Origin of the sequence: Rouxiella sp. WC2420, assembly GCF_041200025.1 — a bacterium.
Lineage (GTDB): Bacteria > Pseudomonadota > Gammaproteobacteria > Enterobacterales > Enterobacteriaceae > Rouxiella.
In genome coordinates, this window is sequence record NZ_CP165628.1 from 791676 (window position 1) to 816925 (window position 25250).

Annotated in this window: 21 protein-coding genes and 1 other RNA gene; 15 read left to right on the forward strand and 7 right to left on the reverse strand. The window is 51.9% G+C overall.

The annotated features are described in order from the left end of the window. Window positions 1–140: 140 nt before the first annotated feature. The 4 genes from AB3G37_RS03775 (at window position 141) to mscS (ending at window position 6824) form a co-directional block, all read left to right on the forward strand. Entirely contained in the window at window positions 141–1226 is a 1086-nt protein-coding gene (locus AB3G37_RS03775; RefSeq protein WP_369789748.1) for a LacI family DNA-binding transcriptional regulator, read from the forward strand. 133 nt (window positions 1227–1359) lie between these two features. After that, window positions 1360–4464 carry a beta-galactosidase gene (locus AB3G37_RS03780; protein WP_369789749.1) on the forward strand — a complete coding sequence of 1035 codons (3105 nt, stop codon included), beginning with the start codon at window positions 1360–1362 and terminating at the stop codon, window positions 4462–4464. Window positions 4465–4521: 57 nt separating this feature from the next. Then, entirely contained in the window at window positions 4522–5793 is a 1272-nt protein-coding gene (locus AB3G37_RS03785; protein WP_369789750.1) for an MFS transporter, read from the forward strand. 131 nt (window positions 5794–5924) lie between these two features. Then, window positions 5925–6824 (forward strand): small-conductance mechanosensitive channel MscS, encoded by a 900-nt coding sequence (mscS, locus tag AB3G37_RS03790; RefSeq protein WP_369789751.1) that lies wholly within the window; start codon window positions 5925–5927, stop codon window positions 6822–6824. Between the two features lie 102 nt (window positions 6825–6926). On the opposite strand, the gene AB3G37_RS03795 is transcribed toward mscS, so the two are convergent. Together AB3G37_RS03795 and AB3G37_RS03800 are read right to left on the reverse strand one after the other, a co-directional pair. Continuing rightward, entirely contained in the window at window positions 6927–7373 is a 447-nt protein-coding gene (locus tag AB3G37_RS03795; RefSeq protein WP_369789752.1) for a hypothetical protein, read from the reverse strand. A gap of 24 nt (window positions 7374–7397) precedes the next feature. Beyond that, complete coding sequence (locus AB3G37_RS03800; RefSeq protein ID WP_369789753.1) at window positions 7398–7628, reverse strand: hypothetical protein; 231 nt, start codon at window positions 7626–7628, stop codon at window positions 7398–7400. Window positions 7629–8083: 455 nt separating this feature from the next. On the opposite strand from AB3G37_RS03800, the gene argO reads away from it, so the two are divergent. Together argO and AB3G37_RS03810 are read left to right on the forward strand one after the other, a co-directional pair. Then, a complete protein-coding gene (argO, locus tag AB3G37_RS03805; protein WP_009637907.1) occupies window positions 8084–8701 on the forward strand; it encodes an arginine exporter ArgO in 618 nt (205 codons plus the stop codon). An 80-nt stretch (window positions 8702–8781) separates the two neighbouring features. Then, window positions 8782–9507, forward strand: coding sequence for an oxidative stress defense protein (locus tag AB3G37_RS03810; protein ID WP_009637908.1), 726 nt, complete (start codon window positions 8782–8784; stop codon window positions 9505–9507). Window position 9508: 1 nt separating this feature from the next. Here AB3G37_RS03810 and AB3G37_RS03815 read toward each other — a convergent pair whose 3' ends face one another. Continuing rightward, window positions 9509–10411 carry a LysR family transcriptional regulator ArgP gene (locus AB3G37_RS03815; RefSeq protein WP_009637909.1) on the reverse strand — a complete coding sequence of 301 codons (903 nt, stop codon included), beginning with the start codon at window positions 10409–10411 and terminating at the stop codon, window positions 9509–9511. A gap of 188 nt (window positions 10412–10599) precedes the next feature. Between AB3G37_RS03815 and rpiA the strand changes: the two genes are divergently transcribed. Together rpiA and serA are read left to right on the forward strand one after the other, a co-directional pair. Continuing rightward, entirely contained in the window at window positions 10600–11259 is a 660-nt protein-coding gene (gene rpiA, locus AB3G37_RS03820; protein WP_009637910.1) for a ribose-5-phosphate isomerase RpiA, read from the forward strand. A 368-nt stretch (window positions 11260–11627) separates the two neighbouring features. Next, on the forward strand, window positions 11628–12866 hold the full coding sequence (gene serA / locus AB3G37_RS03825) for a phosphoglycerate dehydrogenase (RefSeq protein WP_009637911.1): 1239 nt from the start codon (window positions 11628–11630) through the stop codon (window positions 12864–12866). A 77-nt stretch (window positions 12867–12943) separates the two neighbouring features. Here serA and AB3G37_RS03830 read toward each other — a convergent pair whose 3' ends face one another. The 3 genes from AB3G37_RS03830 to zapA form a co-directional block, all read right to left on the reverse strand. After that, window positions 12944–13546, reverse strand: a complete 603-nt coding sequence (locus AB3G37_RS03830) for a 5-formyltetrahydrofolate cyclo-ligase (RefSeq protein ID WP_369789754.1) — start codon at window positions 13544–13546, stop codon at window positions 12944–12946. Window positions 13547–13582: 36 nt separating this feature from the next. Then, window positions 13583–13765, reverse strand: a non-coding RNA gene (gene ssrS, locus AB3G37_RS03835) — 6S RNA. A 60-nt stretch (window positions 13766–13825) separates the two neighbouring features. Further along, window positions 13826–14155, reverse strand: a complete 330-nt coding sequence (gene zapA / locus AB3G37_RS03840; RefSeq protein ID WP_009637913.1) for a cell division protein ZapA — start codon at window positions 14153–14155, stop codon at window positions 13826–13828. Window positions 14156–14361: 206 nt separating this feature from the next. On the opposite strand from zapA, the gene AB3G37_RS03845 reads away from it, so the two are divergent. From AB3G37_RS03845 to gcvP, 7 genes are all read left to right on the forward strand, one after another. Further along, a complete protein-coding gene (locus AB3G37_RS03845; protein WP_009637914.1) occupies window positions 14362–14934 on the forward strand; it encodes a YecA family protein in 573 nt (190 codons plus the stop codon). Window positions 14935–15026: 92 nt separating this feature from the next. Then, a complete protein-coding gene (gene pepP, locus AB3G37_RS03850) occupies window positions 15027–16343 on the forward strand; it encodes a Xaa-Pro aminopeptidase (protein WP_369790888.1) in 1317 nt (438 codons plus the stop codon). A gap of 1 nt (window position 16344) precedes the next feature. Next, complete coding sequence (gene ubiH, locus AB3G37_RS03855; protein WP_369789755.1) at window positions 16345–17523, forward strand: 2-octaprenyl-6-methoxyphenyl hydroxylase; 1179 nt, start codon at window positions 16345–16347, stop codon at window positions 17521–17523. Window positions 17524–17578: 55 nt separating this feature from the next. Beyond that, complete coding sequence (gene ubiI / locus AB3G37_RS03860) at window positions 17579–18802, forward strand: FAD-dependent 2-octaprenylphenol hydroxylase (protein WP_369789756.1); 1224 nt, start codon at window positions 17579–17581, stop codon at window positions 18800–18802. 363 nt (window positions 18803–19165) lie between these two features. After that, the gene (gene gcvT, locus AB3G37_RS03865; RefSeq protein WP_369789757.1) at window positions 19166–20260 is read left to right on the forward strand and encodes a glycine cleavage system aminomethyltransferase GcvT; all 1095 of its coding nucleotides are present in this window, start codon (window positions 19166–19168) and stop codon (window positions 20258–20260) included. 67 nt (window positions 20261–20327) lie between these two features. Next, window positions 20328–20714 carry a glycine cleavage system protein GcvH gene (gcvH, locus tag AB3G37_RS03870; protein WP_009637919.1) on the forward strand — a complete coding sequence of 129 codons (387 nt, stop codon included), beginning with the start codon at window positions 20328–20330 and terminating at the stop codon, window positions 20712–20714. A 228-nt stretch (window positions 20715–20942) separates the two neighbouring features. Further along, entirely contained in the window at window positions 20943–23816 is a 2874-nt protein-coding gene (gene gcvP / locus AB3G37_RS03875) for an aminomethyl-transferring glycine dehydrogenase (RefSeq protein WP_369789758.1), read from the forward strand. Between the two features lie 123 nt (window positions 23817–23939). Here gcvP and AB3G37_RS03880 read toward each other — a convergent pair whose 3' ends face one another. Continuing rightward, the gene (locus AB3G37_RS03880; protein WP_369789759.1) at window positions 23940–25235 is read right to left on the reverse strand and encodes a carbohydrate porin; all 1296 of its coding nucleotides are present in this window, start codon (window positions 25233–25235) and stop codon (window positions 23940–23942) included. Window positions 25236–25250: the final 15 nt, after the last annotated feature.

The window sequence follows — 25250 nt, forward strand, 5'->3', positions numbered from 1 at the left end:
CCAAATTAGTGCGACGCATCGGGTTGCCTGCGCCTGCTCTTCGAACAGCGGTGAAATCTGTTATCATTAATTCATTGTCAGGGGCATGGATACATCGCCTCGACCCATTGTCTTTTATCAACCCAGACAGGAAATCGCCGTTGAATAAGCCAAGGTCAGTTACGCTCGAGGATGTCGCCCGCCACGCTGGTGTTTCTTATCAGACGGTTTCGCGCGTGCTGAATCAGGCGGCTCAGGTGGCTGAGAAAACGCGCATCCGGGTTGAAGCCGCAATGAATGAGCTGAACTATGTGCCGAACCGCATGGCGCAGCAGCTGGCAGGAAAGCAGAGTTTTACCCTCGGGCTGGCGAGTACTAATCTGGCCCTTAATGCGCCTTCCCAGGGGGCTTCGGCGATTAAAACCCGGGCCAGCCAGCTCGGTTATCACGTGGTGATATCGATGGTCGAAGATTTGCAGTTGCAGTCCTGCCGCGCGGCGGTAAACGAACTGATTGCCCAGCGCGTTGACGGCATTCTGATCAACGTGCCGCTGGAAACCGCTAACGCCCTTGAAGTGAAGCAGTGCTGCGGTAATCTGCCAGTGCTGTTTCTCGATGTTGATCCACAGGCTGATCTGCTGAGTATTCTGTTTGATCCAAGCGAAGGTGCGCGACAGGGGCTGAACCATCTGCTGGCGCTGGGCCATCGTGACATTGCCCTGTTGACCGGCCCGTTGGAGTCAGTATCTGCCCGCCTGCGCTATCAGGGCTGGCTTGGCGGACTGGTCGAACAGCAGCTTACACCTTTTAATGTGCTGCACGGTGACTGGAGCTCGGCTTCTGGCTATCAGTTGGCTCTGACTCTGCTTAACCAGCCGCAGCGGCCGACGGCGATTCTGGTCGCTAACGATCAGATGGCTCTCGGCGTGCTTCGAGCTGCGCATCAGTGCGGCATTGCGGTACCGCAGCATCTTTCGGTGGTTGGCTATGATGACACCGAAGACAGCGCCTATTTTCAACCTCCTTTAACTACTATCGCGCAAGACTTTCGCCTGAGCGGTCGCGAAAGTGTAACTCGTCTGGTGCAGATGCTGGAAAATCCATCGCAGGCCAATCCGGGATCACTGCTGCTTAATACCACTTTGATGGAACGTCAGACCACCTCGCCGCCGGGTGAGCGGACCGATTCCGCCAAGTCACTGGCGTTAGAGCTCAAACGAATCGCTCGTCAGCTGGAACAGCTTTAAGCCTTTCCGTGCGCATCTGGCGGGGATTTTGTGATCCTCGTCGCCTTCTGAACGCTGCTTTCTTTACTTAATTTTCATATCGCCCCATGTTTGACTCATTAATGTGAGCGCATAACATTTTTTGGGTGGATTTATGAAGCGTAATAATGATCAGGTAAAAAAACCGTTAATCGAGGTACTGGCGCGTAGAGATTGGGAGAATCCGGTTTGCACCCAGGTTAATCGCCTGGCGGCGCATCCTCCTTTTCAGAGCTGGCGCAGCGTTGAAGAAGCTAAAGAAGATCGTGATTCCGTCAGCCGTCACCTGTTAAATGGCGAATGGGCCTTTAGTTATTTCACCAGCCCGGAGAGGGTCCCTGTTTCGTGGCTAAGTGAGGATCTGCCCGCGTCGGACACCATTCAGGTTCCTGCCAACTGGCAGCTGGCGGGCTATGATGCGCCAATTTATACCAACGTACAGTATCCTATTCCGGTAAATCCGCCGTTTGTACCCCATGAAAACCCCACGGGATGTTATTCGCTCACATTTGAAGTTCAAGAGGATTGGCGCAAACAGGGTCAGACAAGAATTATCTTCGACGGCGTTAATTCTGCGTTCTATTTGTGGTGCAACGGCGAGTGGGTCGGATATTCACAGGACAGCCGACTGCCGGCCGAGTTTGACCTCAGCGATTATTTGCAGGCAGGCAATAACCGCCTTGCGGTGATGGTGCTGCGCTGGAGCGACGGCAGCTACCTCGAAGACCAGGACATGTGGCGGATGAGCGGCATCTTCCGCGATGTCAGCCTGCTGCATAAGCCAGAGGTTCAGTTCAGTGATATCCAGCTAAATACTCATTTGCATGCCAATTTCACACTCGGCGAGCTGGAAGCCAAAATCGTGGTGAACGCCACGCCTGTACAGGCCAGTACGCACAAAATTCAAGTCACACTTTGGCAAGGTAATCAGAAGGTTGCCGATGAAACGCAGCAACTTGGCAGCGAAACTATTGACGAACGGGGCGCCTATTTCGACAAAGTGACGCTGCGTCTGCCGTTGGCAAAACCGCTGTTATGGAGCGCCGAACAGCCGCATCTGTATAGAGCGGTGATTTCCTTGCTCGATGCCGATAATCGATTGATTGAAGCCGAAGCTTACGACGTGGGATTTCGTCAGGTTGAAATCTCTAATGGCCTGCTGAAACTCAATGGGCAACCGCTACTGATTCGCGGCACCAATCGTCACGAACATCATCCTGAAAAAGGACAGGCGATCGACGAGGCGACCATGCTGCAAGATATCTTGCTGATGAAGCAGCATAATTTCAATGCCGTGCGCTGCTCGCATTATCCGAATCATCCGCTTTGGTACAAACTTTGCGATCGCTACGGACTCTACGTAGTTGATGAGGCAAATATTGAAACTCACGGCATGCAGCCGATGAACCGCCTTTCCGACGATCCACAGTGGTTCAATGCCTTCAGCGAACGAGTAACCCGCATGGTGCAGCGCGATCGCAACCATCCTTGCATCATTATCTGGTCTTTGGGGAACGAGTCAGGGTATGGTTCAACTCACGATGCTTTATATAGCTGGATAAAATCTACCGACCCGACTCGCCCGGTGCAGTATGAGGGCGGGGGGGCCAACTCGGCGGCCACCGACATTATTTGCCCGATGTATGCCCGCGTCGATCAAGATCAGCCGTTTGATGCGGTGCCTAAATGGTCGATCAAAAAATGGATCGGCATGCCTGACGAAACCCGTCCGCTGATCCTTTGTGAATATGCTCACGCCATGGGTAACAGTCTTGGCAGTTTTGACAAATATTGGCAGGCGTTTCGCGATTATCCCCGTTTGCAGGGCGGTTTTATTTGGGATTGGGTTGACCAGAGTCTGACTCGCGTCGGTGACGATGGCGTCAGTTATTCTGCCTACGGCGGTGATTTTGGCGACAAGCCCAACGATCGCCAATTCTGCATGAACGGCCTGGTTTTTCAGGATCGCACGCCGCATCCGGCACTGTTTGAAGCCCAGCGCGCGCAACAGTTTTTCCATTTCGATCTGGTCAGCATTGAACCGCTGGTGGTTGAGGTGCGTAGCGATTATCTGTTCCGGCATAGCGATAACGAGCGCCTGAACTGGCGGGTTGAGCTGAATGGTCAGGCAGTCTGCCAGGGCGAACAACCGCTGGATATCCCGCCGCAGGGCCGCCAGCGTATTCAGCTCGGTGACTATCCAGCAGTCGAAACACCGGGTCAACTATGGCTGAATATTGATATTTATCAGCCGGATGCTACGCAATGGTCTGGCAGGGAGCATCGTACTGCCTGGCATCAATGGTCACTTCCGCGCGCGCTTCCACTGCCTGTTGCCGTCAAGCAAAACTCAAGCGCACCTAAGCTGGCGACAACAGAAAATCAGCTCACGGTTGCCGTCGGCGATCAGCGCTGGCAGTTCAACAAGCAAAACGGACTGCTCGAACAGTGGTGGCATGGCGAAGAGGCGCAGCTGCTTTCTCCGCTGCGTGACCAGTTTGTTCGCGCGCCGCTGGATAATGACATCGGCGTCAGCGAGGCCACGCGCATCGATCCTAATGCCTGGGTCGAGCGTTGGAAAAAGGCCGGGATGTATGAACTCGAAAGCCAGTTGCTGCGTTTCGAAACTCATCAATTAGTCGATGGCTTCAGTATTGAAACTGAGCACACCTTTGCCTATGCGCAGAACATTGTGCTGATTAGCCGTAAAAACTACCACATCAGCACACTGGGAGAGTTGCGTATTGACGTGCGGGTGCAAGTTGCCAGCAGCCTGCCTTCTCCGGCGCGTATTGGCCTGAGTTGCCAGCTGCGCCAGGTAGCAGAAACGGTCGAATGGCTGGGACTGGGGCCGCACGAAAATTATCCGGATCGCCAACTGGCGGCACAGTTCTCCCGCTGGCAGTTGCCACTGGAACAGCTGTATACGCCTTACGTCTTTCCGTCTGAAAACGGTTCGCGCGGTGGAACTCACGAATTAAATTATGGTGACTGGCAGCTGCAGGGCGATTTTGCCTTCGGCCTCAGTCGTTACAGCCTGCGCCAGCTGATGGATACCAGCCATCGCCATCTGCTGCATGAAGAGCAGGGCACCTGGCTGAACATCGACGCCTTCCGTATGGGTATCGGCGGCGATGATTCGTGGAGTCCCAGTGTGAGCCCGGACTTTTTACTGACGGACAACGAATATCGCTATTCGCTTATCTGGGTGCGTAAGTAAGCATGTTGCCGTATTCCAGCGCGGGATACGGCTGCCGTTTCGGCCGAGGAGTGACCAATGAATTATCTAAAAAATACTAATTTCTGGACCTTTGGACTGTTTTTCTTTTTCTACTTTTTCATCATGGGTGCCTATTTTCCGTTTTTCCCGATTTGGCTGCATGATATTAATCATATCAATCAGAGTGATACCGGCATTATTTTTGCCTGTATTTCGTTCTTCTCACTGGTATTCCAGCCGCTGTTTGGTCTGTTGTCCGACAAGCTTGGGCTGAAAAAACATCTGCTGTGGATCATCACCGGCATGCTGGTTCTGTTTGCGCCGTTCTTTATTTACGTGTTCGGTCCGCTGCTGAAAACTAATATTCTAATGGGATCGATAGTCGGCGGGATTTACCTCGGCTTCATCTACAACGGCGGCGCACCGGCAATTGAGGCTTACATCGAGAAGGTCAGCCGTCGTAGCAGCTTCGAGTTTGGGCGCGCGCGAATGTTTGGCTGCGTCGGTTGGGCTATTTGCGCCTCGGTGGTGGGCATTATGTTCACCATTAACAACCAGTTTGTATTCTGGTTGGGGTCCGGCTGTGCGGTTATCTTGGCTATCCTGCTGTTGCTCGCCAAACCGGCAGTCGGCTCAACCGCCAAGGTCGCCAACGAGCTGGGTGCCAATTCCAAACCGTTTAGTCTGCGTCTCGCCGCAGAGCTGCTGAAAGATAAAAAACTGTGGTTCCTCGGCTTGTATGTGGTTGGTGTTTCCTGCACCTATGAAGTATTCGACCAACAGTTCGCCAACTTCTTTACCTCTTTCTTCAGCAATGTTGATCAGGGGACGCGTGTGTTCGGTTACATCACCACGCTGGGCGAGTTGCTCAATGCGTTTATCATGTTCTTTGCCCCGGCAATCGTTAATCGCATCGGCGGCAAGAATGCGCTGTTACTGGCGGGCACTATTATGTCCGTGCGCATCATCGGCTCTTCATTCGCCAGCACGCCGGTAGAAGTGGTGCTACTGAAAACGCTGCACATGTTTGAGATCCCGTTCCTGATTGTCGGCTGTTTCAAATACATTACCTCGGTGTTTGAGGTGCGTTTCTCGGCCACCATTTATCTGGTGTGTTTCTGTTTCTTCAAGCAAATCGCGATGATCTTTATGTCAGTATTCGCTGGCGATATGTATGGCAAAGTGGGCTTCCATGGCACCTATCTTATCCTTGGTTTGATTGCGCTGGCGTTTACGCTGGTGTCAGTTTTCACCCTCAGCGGACGCGGTCCGTTACAAGCATTCAAAACGGTTCAACGAGTCAGCGAAAAGCCAATTAACAACGTGTAAAAAGTCTGCATAACGGCCACACCGATTGGCAGTCAGGCTAAATCTTGGGTACCCTTAAGGGCTTAGGCATCATTCGTCCTGCGATTGAGTGCGAATGTCTGGTTTTATTATTGCTTGCTAGGGTGTGTTAAATGGAAGATTTAAATGTAGTGGGTGGACTTCACAGTGCGGGACTGTGGTTAGCCAAAAATCAGGAATTGCTGATTCACTATGCGGTCAATATCGTTGCCGCAGTGTTTATTCTGGTAATCGGCTTGCTGGCTGCGAAGCTTATCTCCGGCACGGTAAGCCGCGTAATGCGCTTGCGTAATATTGACCTGACGGTATCTGATTTCCTGGCGGCGCTGGTACGCTACGCCATTATTGCCTTTACCATTATCGCTGTTTTAGGGCGAATTGGGGTGCAGACTACCTCGGTGATAGCCGTTATTGGTGCTGCAGGTTTGGCCGTAGGTCTTGCATTGCAAGGCTCACTTTCAAACTTCGCCGCCGGTGTGTTACTGGTGATGTTCCGCCAGTTCCGCGTGGGTGAATATGTCGATCTTGGCGGAGTTGCAGGTACCGTAACTCACGTGCAGATTTTTTCAACTACGCTGCTGAGCCCTGATAACAAGGTGATTGTTATCCCTAATGGTAAAGTGATCGCCGGTAACATCATCAACACCTCCCGTGAGCCGACTCGACGTACTGATATTATCGTCAGTGTCTCTTACGACGCAGAAATCGCTAAAGTTAAACAAGTGCTGGGTGATATTGCCAATGCCGATGAGCGTATTCTGAAAGATAAGGGCATTGTGATCCGTATGAACGCCATGGGCGCCTCAACCCTGGATTTCGTCGTGCGCTACTGGACAACGAATGCCGATGGCCAGAACGTTAACTGGGACCTGCTTGAGCAGTTTAAGGAAGCGCTGGATGCTAACGGCATCGGCATCCCTTATCCGCAAATGGACGTGCATCTGTTCCGCAGCGCTGAAACTATTGCTGCTGAAACAAAAGCCAAGGAAGCTGCACTGGCCAAGGCTGAATAACGTCCGCTATGTTCGAAAAACGCCCTGAGCTCAGGGCGTTTTGCTTTTTGCTATATTATTTATTAATTATAAGTTACAAGCTGATTCGGCCTGGTTGTGCCATCAAATTAATTTAATGTTTCTTTTTATAATAGTCAGCTTTTCGATTTTTTTAGCATCAAGAAAGTCCTTGCCTCCACCTCTCTTAATATACCCTATCAGTTGATATTCACCCTGAGGTAAAGCCGCAGTATCGAACGTAAAATCGGGGGTTTTACTTGTGTATTGAATTAATGAATAGTCCACATCTTTGGCATAAATCTCCCATATATATTTAACATTGCCGGTAATATTGCTTTCAAATGACAAATTCAAAGGTTCACCTTGAGCAATTACTCTGCTGCCTTTGATATTGGCCGTGGCTGGAACAAAGATCATTTTCATTCTGCTAGAGGCTTTTTTGCCGTCTTTATTGGTGACAGTTAATTCGAAAATAGCCTCATTTTGATGAGCTTCCCTCGGATCTTGCGTGCCATCTGCAACATTTGCAAAAACAGTTTTACCTTCCATCGAGCGACCGATTTTTATTGGACCTTAACCACCCGATTCTAGCTCCATAGGTACAGTGCTGTGAAGGATTTCCCAATGATAGGAGACAGCGTTTTTACTCAATCTACCGTCAAGTAAATTCATTGAACCGGGCCAACCGTTGGTCTTAAGTTTAATTTGGTCTTTACCTGCATTGGCAACGGGCAGCGCGCTAGAATCTGTTACTGCTATTTCATCTGGGTATGAAGTTAAAGCCTTGCTGTTATAGGTGGCCAAAGCATTTGCACCGCAGAATACAGAACAGATAGTAATGGCTATAGCTGAAAGTTTAATTAGTTATTTCATAATATTCCTTTTTATCCTAAAAATTAATCATGCTGATGGGCGGCATATTTGTCTTACGTAGTTTATATTGCCAGCTCTTTAGAAGGCCTAATTTAACTAACTGAAATTATTAAACCCCAGTAGCGTTAGTTATCAAATGTATTTTCAATTAAAAGTCTTTATTTGATTAAAATTGGAGACGTGTTTTTAGCTATTAATTAAGTTATTTAATCAGTAAACATAATTATTTATTTATATTAAATTTGCTTTTTTTTAATATAAAAGGCCTTGAGTGAAATTAGCTCAGCTAATGTTCGATTAGAAATATCAATTTCCTCTAATGATGGCCGTGCCTTACAATTTGCATCATTACCTCCTATGACACATGTTTTAAGGACATATCGACAATGTTTTCGATCTTCTTGCAGGGAATGATGCTCAGCGCGGCGATGATTTTACCCATCGGTCCGCAGAATGCTTTTGTGATGAATCAGGGCATTCGCCGCCAGTATCATCTGATGATTGCCGGACTGTGTGCGATTAGCGATATCGCACTGATTTGCGCCGGTATTTTCGGTGGTAGCGCGCTGCTCGATACTTATCCGACACTGTTATTTATCGTCAGTTGGGGTGGCGTGGCTTTCCTGCTGTGGTTTGGCTGGGGTGCATTCCGCACGGCATTTTCTCCTAACCCGCAGCAGGTAGAAGCCAGGGCGATGGGGCAAAGTCGCTGGCGCATTGTGGCCAGCATGATGGCGGTGACCTGGCTTAATCCACACGTGTATCTCGACACTTTTGTGGTGCTGGGCAGTCTTGGCGGGCGTCTCGCCAGCGATGAACGTTCATGGTTTGCTCTTGGGGCGGTGCTGTCTTCCACACTGTGGTTCTTTGGTCTGGCAGTGCTCGCGGCGTTGCTTTCACCGTGGCTTAATCAGGGGAAAACTCAGCGGGCGATTAATCTGGTAGTCGGCACTGTGATGTGGGCAATTGCCCTACAACTGGCGTTACAAAACCTGCATTTTTGAAATATTTCTCACTAATCTTAATTTCGCTGCCAAACTACTATGCTAGGGTTGTCGCTCACCAGATGAATGAGGGAAACACTGTGAAATTGAAAGCATTGGCTATGGCCGCTATGTTGGGATTAGGGACACTGCCCGCTGCACTTCAGGCTGCTGAAGTTCCAGAGGGACCGCATGTGGTAACTTCAGGTACAGCTAGCGTCGATGCCGTTCCGGACATTGCGACGTTGGCTATTGAAGTCAATGTTTCTGCGAAAGACGCTGCTTCTGCCAAGAAACAGGCCGATCAGCGCGTTGCCGAGTATTTTGCCTTCCTGCAAAAGAACGGGATCGATAAAAAAGACATCAATGCCGCCAACCTGCGTACTCAGCCGGACTATAACTACCTGAAAGACGGTAGCAGCGTGCTGAAAGGTTATCGTGCGGTGCGTGAAGTGCAGGTTACTTTGCGCCAGCTAGATAAACTTAACGAACTGCTGGACGGGGCATTGAGTGCAGGATTGAACGAGATCCGTGCGGTAGAGTTGGGCGTTGCCAATCCAGACAGCTATCGTAATCAGGTGCGTCAGAAAGCGATTGATAACGCCACCCAGCAGGCGAAAGCGCTGGCTGAAGGTTTCCACAGCCAGCTTGGGCAGGTTTACAGCATTCGCTATCACGTCGCCAATTATCAGCCGATGCCGGTCGCCAGAATGTATAAAACTGCTGACGCTGCGGGCCAAAGTGATGCCGCTCAAACCTACGAGCAGCAAAGCATTCACTTTGACGATCAGGTCGATGTTGTTTTCGAGCTGAAGAACGAAAAGTAAATCAGTCTTGACGTAAAACCTGACGCCCGTGTGCCAAAAGGGCGTCAGTGACTTTTCTCATCATGCGGCTTTCCGGCGCGAATCGGTGCCAGAACAGCATACGACGCTGGAACAATCCCGGCGTCAAATCGATTAACTCACCGCTTTCCAACTCTCTCTCAATCTGCAAATGCGGGATCATACAGCAGGTGGTGCCTTGGCGCGCCAGTTGCACAAAAGCCTCGGACGAGTTCACGATATGGCAGGGCACGCTGCCCGGCGATAGGTCGAAGTTTTGTTGTAAAAATGCCTGATGCATATCATCAAGATGGTCAAACGCCACCGCGGGGGCTTTCAGCAGTGCAGAACGCGTGACGCCGTTGGGGAAATAGCGTTCGGCGAAACCTTTTGAGGCTACAAACAGGTAGTCTAGCGCTCCGAGTTGATCCACCAGGCAGCTCGGTAACGGCTGCGGCTGGATACTGACTGCACCTACCACTTCACCACGACGCAGGCGTTCCTGGGTGCGGGTTTCGTCTTCAACCTGCAGATTTAAACGAATTGGCGAGTCGACCAATACGGATTTCAACGCCGGTAACAGCCAGGTTGCCAGACTGTCGGCATTGACCGCTAGCGACAGCAGCAGCGGCGTGTCATTGCTGTCATTCGTATTGTCACTGCCGAGCCACTCTTCTTCGAGTAATTCAACCTGATGCAGCAGCGCCAGCAGCTTTTGACCCTGTTCGGTCGGTCGAGGCGGCACGGTTCGCACCAGCAGAGGCTGACCAAATAAATTTTCCAACTGTTTAATTCGTTGCGAAACCGCGGATTGGGTAATGCACAGCTTTTGTGCCGCGCGTTCAAAACCGCGTTCACGGATCACGGCGTCCAGCGCTTGCAGCGTTCTATAGTCTGGGCGTTTCATCGAAAATCTATTCCTTGGCTCGTTCGGGATTTAGTACATATTCAGACACTATGCCACAGTTTGTTTAAATTTGTGGCGCACAAAATCTTATGCTTTTCCTGTGAGAGTCTGCTCACCGTTCCTTCGAGCCTTGCTTTATACTACTCACACTTCAACAACGTCGGGTTGTTTGCCAGAGAGAAATCATTATGACTCAAGATGAATTGAAAAAAGCGGTAGGTTGGGCTGCGCTGGAGTATGTCACGCCGGGTACTATTGTTGGCGTCGGCACCGGGACAACGGCGGCGCACTTTATCGACGCGCTGGCTTCGATTAAACATCAGATTGAAGGTGCGGTGTCGAGTTCCGAAGCTTCGACCGCCAAGCTTAAAGCCTACGGCATTCACGTTTTTGATACCAATGAAGTCGATGAGTTAGACGTTTACGTTGACGGTGCCGACGAGATCAATGGCCACATGCAGATGATCAAAGGCGGCGGCGCGGCGTTGACTCGTGAAAAAATCATCTCTGCCATCGCGCGCAAGTTTGTATGCATCGTTGACGCCTCCAAGCAGGTCGACGTGCTGGGTAAATTCCCGCTGCCGGTTGAAGTCATTCCGATGGCTCGCTCCTACGTGGCTCGTGAACTGGTCAAACTTGGCGGCTTGCCGGAGTATCGACAGAATGTCGTCACTGACAATGGAAACGTAATCCTCGACGTGCACAATCTGGAAATCCTCGACGCCATCGCGCTGGAAAACAAGATCAACAGCATTGCCGGTGTGGTAACCGTCGGCCTGTTTGCCAATCGTGGTGCAGATGTCGCGCTGGTAGGTACGGCGGACGGCGTTAAAAAAATCGTTAAATAGTCGTTTTTCGATAAGCAGAAGCTCTGCCTTGATGGCTAGCCATAATGCAATGTTATGAAGATGATAATTTTTAGATTGAATCATCTTTTATTTAAAGCGGCGAATTTGGTGACTTATGTCACATAACTGCGCAGTTTTAATGTTTACCTCCGGCATGGCCTGCATTGTGAGTGTTTAGTTCTGAAAAATGCCAAGCCGCTCAGGGCTTGTGCTATGGGGCAGGCAATCGTTTGTATTGCCCCACGCAAAAATTTTGTTATGTTGACTGTGAACTGCATAAAGCAGTGACTTCTGAAGTCTGCATTCAGCATGAAAATCACTTTCGGTATGCATTACTGCCGGTATGAATAAAACAGTAGGGTCGGGAAATGGCAAAAGTATCACTCGGAAAAGACAAAATTAAGTTTCTGCTGGTTGAAGGTGTTCACCAAAGTGCGATCGACACCCTTCACGCCGCTGGTTATACCAATATTGAATTTCATAAAGGAGCGCTGGATACCGAAGCGCTGAAAGAGTCGATCCGTGATGCTCATTTCGTAGGGATCCGATCCCGTACCCAACTGACCGAAGAAGTCTTTGCCGCTGCTGAAAAACTGGTTGCCGTCGGTTGTTTCTGTATCGGCACCAACCAGGTAAGCCTGAACTCTGCGACCAAGCGCGGTATTCCCGTGTTCAACGCGCCGTTCTCCAACACCCGTTCTGTAGCAGAAATGGTGCTGGGTGAAATGCTGCTGCTGATGCGTGGTATTCCTGCAGCCAACGCCAAAGCACACCGCGGTATCTGGAACAAACTTGCTGTAGGTTCTTATGAAGCGCGTGGCAAGCGTCTGGGCATCATTGGTTACGGCCACATCGGCACTCAGCTCGGCATCCTGGCGGAAGGCCTGGGCATGCGCGTTTTCTTCTATGACACCGAAAGCAAACTGCCACTGGGCAACGCGCAACAGATCCCGACACTGAATGAATTGCTGAATACCAGCGATGTCGTGACCCTGCACGTGCCAGAAACCGCTAATACCAAAGACATGATTAGCGTAGAACAGCTGGCACAGATGAAACCGGGCTCACTGCTGATCAACGCCTCACGCGGCACGGTTATTGATATCCCGGCGCTGTGTGAATCGCTGCGCAGCAAGCATCTTTCTGGCGCGGCTATCGACGTATTCCCTGAAGAGCCAGCGACTAACAGCGATCCGTTTATTTCACCATTGTGTGAATTCGATAACGTGATCCTGACTCCGCACATTGGTGGTTCTACCATGGAAGCGCAGGAAGGTATTGGTCTGGAAGTGGCGGGTAAACTGGCGAAATACTCTGACAACGGTTCAACGCTGTCAGCGGTTAACTTCCCGGAAGCTTCGCTGCCGATGCACGGCAAAAATGCCAGTCGCCTGTTGCACATCCACGAAAACCGTCCTGGCATGCTGACCAGCATCAACAAAATCTTCGCCGAGCAGGGTATCAACATTGCCGCTCAGTATCTGCAAACCAGCCCTGAAGTGGGCTACGTGGTTATCGACGTTGAAGCCGACGTTGAAACGGTCGACACCGCATTGCAGCTGATGAAAGGCATTCCGGGCACCATTCGTGCTCGCCTGCTGTACTAATCTGCTTAACGCTTGTTCTAAAAATTGTTAAGCAAAACAAAAGGGCCTCAATTGAGGCCCTTTTTGCATTCCAGCGTTTAGCTTATCCACTGCCAGCTGTGATTTGGGGTGAGAATTTCCGGTAGCGGAATGTCCCACTCTTCGCTAGGCAGTGTGTCAACCTGTTGACAGTCATGGGCAATGCCGATCGGATAGGGGCCTTTTTCGCGCCAGTTTTGCAGGGTGCGATCGTAAAAGCCACCGCCCATGCCGAGCCGTTGACCGGTTGAGTCAAAGGCGACCAGCGGTGTCAGGATGATATCCAGTTCGCCGAGCGGCAAAATCTCGCGAACGTCCAGCTCCGGCTCGAAAATATTCAGACGATTCCGTACCAGTTTGGTGCCAGGACGGTAGTTTAAGAACAGTAAATGTCCCTCGGTGAATGGATGCAGCACTGGAAGACACAGTCGTTTGCCGTCTTGCCACAGGCGGTCGATCAGCGGAGAAGTGTCGAGTTCGCCATCAAACGACAGGAACACTGACAGCGTTTTAGCTTGCTGAACTTTGGGATGACGGGCAATACGCTGAGTTGCCTGAAAGGCAAAGACTTGCTGTTGCTGCTGGGTAAGTTGTTTTCTGCGCTGACGTACTTCGGTACGAATCGCCTGCCTGACCAGCGCGTGTTGAGCTGTAAAAGACATAGAGAAAGCCAGAGAAAATATTGCAGGGGAGAAAGGGGAATCTCCGAGATGCCGCCGCAGGCTGTAACCCTTGAACCCATGGTTCAAGGTGAACGTTCAGTCACAATCTTTAGGCTTCTCGGCGGACCGAGCATGCGCACCGATTGCGGATCATCACATTCTGTTGGTACTAATTATCGGCTCAGGGGACGGGCCCGCTGGCAAACATCTCAGAGAAATTTTGTATTCTTACTGTGGACACAGTCTCTCATAGAAAGAGATAAATATCAACAGCTTGACTTATTCGAAAGGCGCCCCTTCACGTTCAGTGATGCGTCCTTGTTCGAGCAAAGCCTGCTCGATGGTTTGTTGCAACATCCGAATACGCTGTTCCATATTGGAGGCATAATCGCGAGTTTTCAAGCGTTCTTGAGCAAGTTCGTGACAGACGTTCAATGCCGCGATAAATACTAGTTGCTCTGTATTTGTGACTCTAGTGCGAACTTTAAGATCTTGCAACCGCTGATTAAGATCCTCTGCAGCCATGTTCAACGCTTCTTGTTGTTCTGGCGGACAATTTACTCTTAATGAGCGACCAAAAATTTGTATATCTACCGGTTGTGCAGACATGCCACCTTCCTGCCATATTATTCGCCGGCCTCCGATTGAAACACTGCCGAAACGCACAGGACATCGAAAGCGGGCGCAACTATATATACCTCACTCCTGATTTGCAACGCCGTTAAGCACTTAAGCATAGCGAGCTAATCTGGTACTGAGACTTGCCTTGGTGGTAGCATAACACGAACTTAACCTGCCAACGATGGCGAATGCGCATGTCTATTGAGAATACCTATCCAAACTATGATTCGCTGAATCAAAGCCTGAAACAGCAGTCCGTAGCCTTGACCCCGGCAGAAATGCACGGGCTTATCAGTGGTTTACTTTGCGGCGGCAACCGTGACGGCAGCTGGCTGACGATGGTGCATGACCTGACCAACGAGGGGATGGCTTTTAGCCACCAGTTGGCCGATATGCTTCAACAATTGCGAAAAATCACCGCCGATACGCTGGAGGACGACAGCTTTGAATTTAAGATGCTGATGCCCTCTGACGATACCAGCGTTTTCGAACGCGCCGATGCGCTGGCTGGCTGGGTCAACCATTTCCTGCTGGGCCTCGGCATGATGCAGCCCAAGCTTGCCAAAGTTAAAGGCGAAGTCGGCGAAGCCATTGATGACCTGCGCAGTATTGGTCAGTTGGGCTACGATGATGACGAAGATCAGGAGATGCTGGCTCAGTCACTGGAAGAGGTCGTCGAATACGTTCGCGTGGCTTCAATCCTTTGCTTTGGCGAATTTAGCCGCAGCCATCCGACGGCACCCGAGAATCAGCGTACCCTGCATTAATTGCTCAGACTATTGAGCCTTAAGTCCTTACAATAAAAACAGTTAACGTGGATAACATCCGATTTCAGGAGTAGGTGATGACTACAGTGACCATTACTCAGCAGGAATACGAGGCTCGTCGTCAGGCACTTATCGCCAAAATGGCCCCCGGCAGCGCGGCAATTATTTTTGCGGCACCGGAGGCAACTCGCAACGCCGACAGCGAATATCCGTATCGTCAAAGTAGCGATTTTTGGTATCTAACCGGTTTCAACGAGCCAGAAGCGGCGCTGGTGCTGGTAAAAAGCGATGAAAATCATAATCACTCGGTGCTATTTAATCGAGTACGTGACTTAACCGCCGAGATCTGGTTTGGTCGTCGCCTCGGTCAGGATGCTGCCCCTGCGCATTTGGGCGTTAGCCGCGCGCTGCCGTTTGATGATATCAACGAGCAGCTGCACCTGCTTTTGAACGGGCTGGACGTGGTTTATCACGCTCAGGGTTATTACGCTTACGCTGACCGTATTGTCGATTGCGCAATGGAAAAACTGCGCAAGGGTTTTCGCCAGAATCTTTCTGCTCCAGCAACTGTCACCGACTGGCGTCCGTGGGTGCATGAGATGCGCCTGATCAAATCTCCGCAGGAAATCGCCATTATGCGCCGCGCTGGTGAAATCACCGCCAAAGGCCATACCCGTGCAATGCAAACCTGCCGAGCCGGTCTGTATGAGTATCATCTTGAGGGCGAAATTCATTATGAATTCAGTCGTCACGGTTCGCGCACGCCGTCTTATAACACTATTGTCGGTAGTGGAGAAAACGGCTGTATTTTGCATTACACCGAAAATGAATGCGAGCTGCGCAATGGCGATCTGGTGCTGATCGACGCCGGCTGCGAGTACCAGAATTATTCCGGTGATATCACTCGCACCTTCCCGGTCAGCGGCAAGTTTACTCCGGCACAGCGTCAGGTTTACGACATCGTGCTGGCCTCCGAATACAAGGCGCTGGAGGTGTTTGGACCGGGCCGCAGCATTCAGGAAGCTACCGAAGCCGCCGTGCGTGTCATGGTTGAGGGATTGGTGGAGATTGGCGTGATGAAAGGTGACGTTGATCAGCTGATTGCCGAGCAGGCCCACCGCCAGTTCTTTATGCACGGTTTATCTCACTGGCTGGGGTTGGACGTCCACGATGTTGGTAATTACGGCACTGTCGAGCGCAGCCGCACGCTGGTGCCGGGCATGGTGCTCACCGTTGAGCCGGGCTTGTACATTGCCCCGGACGCCGACGTGCCGGAAGCCTATCGCGGGATTGGTATCCGTATTGAAGACGACATTGTGATTACTGAAACGGGTATCGAAATCCTGACTGGCGACGTGGTCAAAGAGGCCGACGATATCGAAGCACTGATGGCGGCGGCAAGAAAATAGCATGAGCATGATTATTGTAGGGGGGGGCATGGCTGGTGCGACTCTGGCGCTGGCGATTTCTTCGCTGACTCAGGGACGCCTGCTGGTGCACTTGATTGAAGCGACCTCACCGGAAGATTTTACCCATCCCGGCTTTGATGCCCGAGCGATCGCGCTGGCACAGGGCACCTGCCAACAGCTGTCGGCTATTGGCGTCTGGTCGGTTATGGCCAACTGCGCGACGCCGATCACCGATATCCACGTCAGCGATCGCGGTCACGCAGGTTCAGTAAATCTCAATGCCAAACATTATGGCGTCGAGGCGCTGGGGCAGGTCGTTGAGCTGCACGACGCGGGGCAACGCCTGTTTTCTTTGCTCTCGAAGGCACCGGGCGTGCATTTGCATTGTCCGGCTCGCGTGGTGACAGTGAACCGCCGCGCGGACAGCGCCAGCGTCACGCTGGATAACGGCGAAACACTGGAGGCCCGCTTGCTGGTGGCCGCTGACGGCTCAAACTCTACACTGGCGCAGGCCTGTGGCATCCGTTGGCAGCGCGAGAGCTATCAGCAGGTCGGCGTGATCGCCAATATCACCACGAGTTTGCCACACGGCGGACGCGCTTTCGAACGTTTCACCGAGCACGGCCCGCTGGCACTGTTGCCAATGTCGAAAGGACGCAGTTCACTGGTGTGGTGCCATCCTATTGAAAAGCAGGCCGAAGTGAAGGGCTGGAGCGACGAACAGTTTTTATTTGAGCTACAGCAGGCCTTTGGCTGGCGTCTTGGGAAAATGCTGCAAACCGGCGCGCGTCACAGTTATCCCCTACAATTATTAACCGCCAGCGGGCATATCAGCCATCGTCTGGCGCTGGTTGGCAATGCGGCGCAAACGCTGCATCCGATCGCGGGTCAAGGCTTCAACCTTGGTCTGCGCGACGTAATGACCTTGAGCGAAACGCTCGCCGAAGCCTGGCAGCAACAGCAGGACATCGGCAGTTACCAGATTTTAAGCCGCTATCAACAGCGCCGTCAGCCTGACCAGCGGGCCACCGTCGGCATTACCGATGGCCTGGTGCGTTTGTTTGCCAACCGCTATACGCCGCTGGTCGCAGGGCGTAATCTTGGCCTGATGGCAATGGAGCGAATCCCTCCGCTGCGTGATGCATTTACCCGCCGTACCTTGGGCTGGACAGAACGCTGAAGGCGCTTGCGCAGGCTCAGCCTGACCGCAGAAAATGACAGGAATGAATTAAATTATGCAATCTTTTGATGTGGTTATCGCCGGTGGCGGCATGGTCGGACTGGCGCTGGCCTGTAGCCTGAGCGGCAGCGGCCTGCGTATTGCAGTACTCGAAAACCAGCAGCCTGACGACACTCCGCTGCCTGAAATTCCCGGCGTTCGCGTATCGGCAATCAACGCCGCCAGCGAGCGTTTGCTGCAACATATCGGAGCCTGGGACAATATCATCGCTCAGCGCGCCAATCCGTATCAAGGTATGGAAGTGTGGGATCGCGACAGCTTTGGCAAAATCGCGTTTCGCAGCGACGAGTACGGCTTTAGCCATCTCGGACACATTATCGAAAATCAGGTCATTCATCGCGCTCTGTGGCAACGCGCAGAGCAACTGAACGACATCGAGCTTCTGGCACCTGCGCAGTTGAAAAATGTCGCCTGGGGCGAGAATGAAGCTTTTATCACCCTTGAAGATGGCCGCATGCTGACCACGCGTCTCGTGGTGGGTGCCGACGGCGCGCATTCGTGGTTGCGCCAGCACGCCGATATCCCACTGACCTTCTGGGACTATCGCCATCATGCACTGGTAGCGACAATTCGCACCGACGAAGCGCACCAATCTGTGGCACGGCAAGTGTTCCACGGTGAAGGCATTCTGGCCTTTTTGCCGCTGTCCGATGCGCATCTGTCTTCTATTGTGTGGTCTGTCGAGCCTGAAGAGGCTGAGCGACTGGCGGCACTGTCTGATGCGGAATTTAACAAAGTTCTCGCCAGTACCTTTGACCTGCGCCTCGGTGTCTGTGAGGTGGTTAGCGAGCGGCAGACCTTCCCGCTCACGGGCCGCTATGCGCGCAGTTTTGCCGCCCAGCGTTTGGCTTTGATTGGCGACGCCGCGCACACTGTGCATCCTTTGGCCGGGCAGGGCGTGAATCTCGGATTTATGGACGTTGCCGAGTTGGCTTCAGAAATCAAACGCTTGCAGCGCGAAGGCAAAGACTTTGGTCAGCATATGTACCTGCGTCGTTTTGAACGCAAACGTAAACACAGCGCGGCGTTGATGCTGGCCGGCATGCAAGGTTTCCGTGAACTGTTTGCCGGCAATAATCCGGCGAAGAAATTACTGCGTGATATTGGTTTGACGCTAGCTGATTCTCTGCCGGGCGTGAAGCCAAAACTGCTGCGTCAGGCAATGGGGTTGAACGATCTTCCCGAGTATCTACAAACCAAAGAACTTCAGCTGAAATAATCTAATTTCAGTGCATTTTTTCCATTACTTTATCTAATCCGGGGCTGGATTTCTCACTTTGCAAATGGTGCGAAATCTGGCCCTCACGTTATATAACATCAATCAATTTGCTGTTTAATTATAGATATTGCGTCATAAACCGCATTTTTCCAGCGAAAAACTCTGCATTATACGTTCCGCCATTTTCTGACAAATCCTGAACAACGAATATTTTAACTTATGGTTAGCAGGGTCATTCAGTGATAACGTCTGGATAAAGGTATCGTTTGCGTCGGCACAATTCTTGCACCGTCACTTGACTCATCCATTGATGAGCGGCGGGTCGCAATTGAGTAAATCGCTCTGGAAAGAATGAGGAATAAGATGACAAAGCAGACTCGGTTATATGATCAACATGTTGCCTGTGGCGCACGAATGGTCGACTTTCACGGCTGGATGATGCCGCTGCATTACGGCTCCCAAATGGATGAACACCATATTGTTCGTCGCGATGCGGGTATGTTTGACGTTTCCCATATGACCATCGTCGATTTACACGGCGCACGCACCCGCGAATTCCTGCGTTATCTGCTGGCAAATGACGTGGCAAAATTGACTCAACCGGGCAAAGCGCTTTACACCGGCATGCTTAATGCGTCCGGCGGCGTAATCGATGATCTGATTGTTTATTTCTTTAACGAAGATTTCTTCCGTCTGGTCGTTAACTCCGCGACCCGTGAAAAAGATCTCGCGTGGATAAGCGAACACGCCAAACCGTATTCAATCGAGCTTACCGTTCGTGACGACCTGGCGCTGATCGCCGTGCAAGGCCCGCAGGCACAGGAACGCGCACAGACGCTGTTTACCGACGAGCAAAAACAGGCCGTCAGTGGCATGAAGCCATTCTTCGGCGTTCAGGCCGGTTCTCTGTTTATTGCCACTACCGGTTATACCGGCGAAGCGGGTTATGAAATTGCGCTCCCGCAAGAAGAAGCGGCTGATTTCTGGCAAAAGCTGCTGGCGGCGGGCGTGAAGCCTGCCGGACTGGGCGCTCGCGATACGCTGCGTCTGGAAGCTGGAATGAATTTATACGGGCAGGAAATGGACGAAGCCGTTTCACCACTGGCCGCCAATATGGGCTGGACTATCGCCTGGCAGCCGGAAGATCGTCAGTTTATTGGCCGCGATGCGCTGGAAAAACAGCGCGCCGCTGGCACCGAACAGCTGGTTGGTTTAATCATGACCGAAAAAGGTGTATTACGTAACGAGCTGCCGGTGCGTTTTACCGATGCTGCCGGTAATGTGCAGGAAGGCGTGATCACCAGCGGTTCTTTCTCGCCAACTTTAGGCTATAGCATTGCGTTGGCTCGTGTCCCGGCCGGGATTGGCGAGCAGGCGATTGTGCAGATCCGCAATCGTGAAATGCCGGTTCGAGTGACCAGGGCCGGCTTTGTTCGCAACGGTAAAAGCCTGATGTAATGCGCAGCTAAAATTTTGATTTAATAATATTTATTAAATTTAGAACAAACTTTTTCGGAGATTATTTATGAGCAATGTTCCAGCAGAATTGAAATACGCAACCTCTCACGAGTGGGTTCGTTCAGAAGGCAACGGCCTGTATAGCGTTGGCATTACCGAACACGCGCAAGGCTTGTTGGGCGATATGGTATTCGTCGATCTGCCAGAGGTTGGTCGCACCGTTGACGCGGGCGAAGACTGCGCAGTTGCAGAGTCCGTTAAAGCCGCATCCGACATTTATTCGCCAATTAGCGGTGAAATTGTGGCTATCAACAGCGAACTGGAATCCTCACCTGAGCTGGTTAACAGCGCGCCTTACGGCGAAGGCTTCCTGTTCCAGATTAAAGCTTCCGATGAAGCCGAGCTGGACAATCTTTTAGATGCAGCCGGATATCAGGCCACTCTGGAAGACTAAATTTCTCGTCGTCCTTGAAGCTGCAGCGGCGTTGGCAGCGTTTGATGGCCTCGGTGACTTACTTGAGTAAGTTCCCGGAGACTCTTCAGACTTATTGCCTTGCTGTAGCTCCAATGAAAGAGAGAAATGCTGCTGTTGCATTTGCAAACGCAACAGCAGGTGCAGATTTAAATAAAGATTTAGTTAGCTCTCGATACCTCAATGCAAGATTTCAGGAATGCGTAGCAAATGACTCAGACTCTCAGCCAACTTGAACACAGCGAAGCCTTTATTGGTCGCCACATCGGCCCTTCATCCTCACAGCAGCAACAAATGCTGGATACTGTAGGCGCTAGCTCGTTGAACGCCTTAATCCAGCAAATAGTTCCGGCGGATATCCAGTTACCTGGCCCTCCGGCTGTTGGCGATGCAGTTACCGAACATCAGGCGTTGGCTGAGCTGAAAGCGATTGCCAGCCAGAACCAGTGCTACAAATCGTATATTGGTATGGGCTACAGCGCGGTGCTGACCCCGCCGGTTATCCTGCGTAACATGCTGGAAAATCCAGGCTGGTATACCGCTTATACTCCGTATCAGCCTGAAGTTTCCCAGGGCCGCCTTGAAGCACTGCTGAACTTCCAGACGCTGACCCTCGACCTGACCGGTCTGGATCTGGCATCTGCTTCTTTGCTTGATGAAGCTACCGCCGCTGCCGAAGCCATGGCGTTAGCCAAACGCGCCAGCAAATTGAAAGATGCTAACCGCTTCTTCGTGGCCGATGATGTGCATCCGCAAACGCTGGACGTGGTCCGCACCCGCGCCGAGACCTTTGGTTTCGAGATAATCGTCGATAAAGCAGAAAAAGTGTTAGATCTCGAAGGTATCTTCGGCGTGCTGGTGCAGCAGGTAGGCACTACCGGCGAGGTCCACGATTACAGCGCGCTGTTCTCTGAATTGAAATCTCGCAAAATCATCACCAGCGTTGCCGCTGACATCATGGCTTTGGTGCTGCTTGGCGCACCGGGCAAGCAAGGCGCTGACGTTGTCTTCGGCTCTGCACAGCGTTTTGGCGTGCCGATGGGGTACGGCGGTCCACACGCAGCATTCTTTGCCTGCCGTGACGAATTCAAACGCTCAATGCCGGGTCGTATCATTGGCGTTTCCCGCGATGCCGCAGGCAACACCGCGCTGCGTATGGCGATGCAAACCCGCGAGCAGCATATCCGTCGCGAAAAAGCTAACTCCAACATTTGTACCTCTCAGGTGCTGTTGGCCAATATTGCCAGCCTGTACGCCGTGTTCCACGGACCTGAAGGTCTGAAACGCATTGCCGGTCGCATCCATCGCCTGACTGATATTCTGGCCGCTGGCCTGAAGAAAGGCGGCCTGTCGCTGCGTCACGACAGCTGGTTCGATACGCTTTGCGTCGAAGTACAAGATAAAGCCGCGGTGCTGGATCGTGCTCTGAGCTTTGGTCTGAACTTCCGTACCGATATTCATCATGCTGTAGGCATTACGCTGGATGAAGCGACCTCGCGCGAAGACGTGCAAGTATTGTTCTCCGTGCTGCTGGGTGACGATCACGGTTTGGATATCGAACAGCTGGACAAGGCTGTCAGCACTGACAGCAACTCGATCCCGGCCGCCGTGCTGCGTCAGGATCCAATCCTGACTCATCCGGTATTCAATAAGTACCACAGCGAAACCGAGATGATGCGTTATATGCACCGTCTTGAGAAAAAGGATCTGGCGCTAAATCAGGCAATGATCCCATTGGGCTCTTGCACCATGAAGCTGAATGCCGCGGCAGAAATGATCCCGATCACCTGGCCTGAATTCGCTGCACTGCACCCGTTCTGCCCGATTGAGCAGGCCAGCGGTTACCAGCAAATGATCGGTCAGCTGTCACAGTGGCTGGTGCAGTTAACCGGTTACGACGCAATCTGTATGCAGCCTAACTCTGGCGCGCAGGGCGAATATGCGGGCCTGCTGGCAATTCGTCATTACCACGAAAGCCGCAATGAAGGCAGCCGTCATATCTGCCTGATCCCAAGTTCTGCCCACGGCACCAACCCGGCGTCGGCACAGATGGCCAGTATGAGCGTGGTGGTCGTTGCCTGTGATAAACAGGGCAATATCGACCTCAGCGACCTGCGTGAGAAAGCGGCGCAGGCTGGCGACGAGCTGTCTTGTATCATGGTGACCTACCCGTCGACTCACGGCGTTTACGAAGAAACTATTCGCGAAGTTTGCCAGATTGTTCACCAGTATGGCGGTCAGGTTTACCTCGACGGCGCCAACATGAACGCACAGGTCGGTATCACGACTCCGGGCTATATCGGCGCCGACGTTTCGCACCTTAACCTGCATAAAACTTTCTGTATCCCGCACGGTGGTGGCGGCCCGGGCATGGGTCCAATCGGCGTAAAAGCGCATTTGGCACCGTTCGTTCCTGGTCACAGCGTGGTACAGATTGATGGCGTACTGACGCAAAATGGCGCAGTTTCTGCGGCGCCGTTCGGCAGCGCATCTATTTTGCCAATCAGTTGGATGTACATCCGCATGATGGGTGCCGAAGGTCTGAAGCAGGCGAGCCAGGTGGCCATTCTGAACGCTAACTATATTGCGACGCGTTTGAAAGATGCTTACCCAGTGCTGTACACCGGCCGCGACGGCCGCGTTGCGCACGAATGTATTCTGGATATTCGCCCGCTGAAAGAAGCGACCGGCATCAGCGAAATGGACATTGCCAAGCGTCTTATCGACTACGGATTCCACGCGCCTACCATGTCTTTCCCGGTAGCGGGTACGCTGATGGTTGAGCCGACCGAGTCTGAAAGCAAAGTCGAGATCGACCGCTTTGTCGATGCACTGTTGGCAATCCGTGGCGAAATCGAAAACGTCGCGCAGGGTAAATGGACGCTGGAAGACAACCCGCTGGTTAACGCACCGCATACGCAGGCGGAACTGGTCTGCAACTGGACTCACGATTATACCCGTGAGTTGGCGGTATTCCCGGCAGGCACCGAAGACAAGTACTGGCCAACCGTGAAGCGTCTTGATGATGTGTACGGCGACCGTAACCTGTTCTGTTCTTGCGTGCCGATCAGCGATTACGAATAATCGCCGTGAGTTAACCCTGCTTTAAGTCAGCAGAGTCGGCAATAAAAAAATCCCTGGCATCACTGTCAGGGATTTTTGCTTTTTTAATCATCTATCTCTGTAAATCAACAGGGAGAATCGAGATTAAAGTTCGATTTTAACCTGTACCGCAGCTACCCAGGCATCAGTGATCTTTTTGCTGGAGAACGCGCCGGGATCCTTGTCATATTGCAGGCTTGGGCGAACAGAAAGCCAAGGCGTCGCCTGCACGTTATAAGACAGTTCAACCAGTTTCTCGGCCATGCTCAGATTGTCTGCCACACCGGCGGCATAATAGTTGCCCGCATCAATCATGCTATCAATATCGGCATTGCGGCTTTTCTTGTTGTAAACCGCTCTGCCATAGCCGATGGCGATAGAGTCTTTAGGACGCGCCTCGAAAGGTCCATTCAGTACCAGACCGGCAGAATACCAGTGGTGGAAAGGCGAGCTCTGAGTATCGGCGGTGGTCCACTGGCCAAATACATGCAGGTTTTGTGATTTTAATGTCTCAGATTGCCAAACGGTTTGGTCGCCCAATACGTATCCACCGTTACGGCCTTTGGTGCGACTGTTGCTGTTGCCAATGCGCGCAACCTTGGAGGTATCGTGATAGTAGCCAAATTTATAAAGACCCGGCAACGCGCCACGATAGGCATATATCGCTTCGACAGGAATAATCGCGCCGGTCGTACCGTGAGTGAACGGCTTGAAGGCTTTTGAAGAGGCCGAATTGGTGCGCGGATTAACATCAAAGATAGCGGTATGAATAGACCAGCCCGAGTCAAAGTCATATCTGACTTCACCGCCAAAATGTGCGGTCGGATAGTTGCCCCAGCCGCTACCGCCGGACAAACTGAGCGGGTGAGCATCGAATCCGGCGTTCACAAAGTTGCTCAGGATCGGCATACCGCCAAAATCATTACCCATCGCCATCAGGCCGACTTTGTAGGTCAGTTTCGGCGTCAGCAGCCAGTTGGAATAGCTGAACTCAGAAAGCCTGGTATATTCGCCGCCGTAATCTTCCTGCATCGGCAAACGGTTGCCGACCAGATCGTTGGAAGCGCTTTTTCCGCGACGGTCATTAATAGTTAGCTGAAAAGTACCTGCATGCTCGACATCAAACATGCGGCTCAAATCGAAGGTTGCGCCAATTTTTACCTGTTGCGCATAGCGAGTGCCGTTACTAATACCACCGTGTAAAATACCAGCAGTTTCAGAAACATACTCTCCGCTTAGGGTGACACCGTCGTTTTTCAGCTGGGTGCGATAGCCACCCCAGTCACCGGTCAACGTATCTTGATTAAGAAAATCAGTAGCTTGTGCTTGAACAATGCTCCCCGCAGACCAGAGCAGAATGCTGGCCGCCAACGGAGAAAGAGTCAAAAATTTGGTTTTCATTATATATAAGGCCTG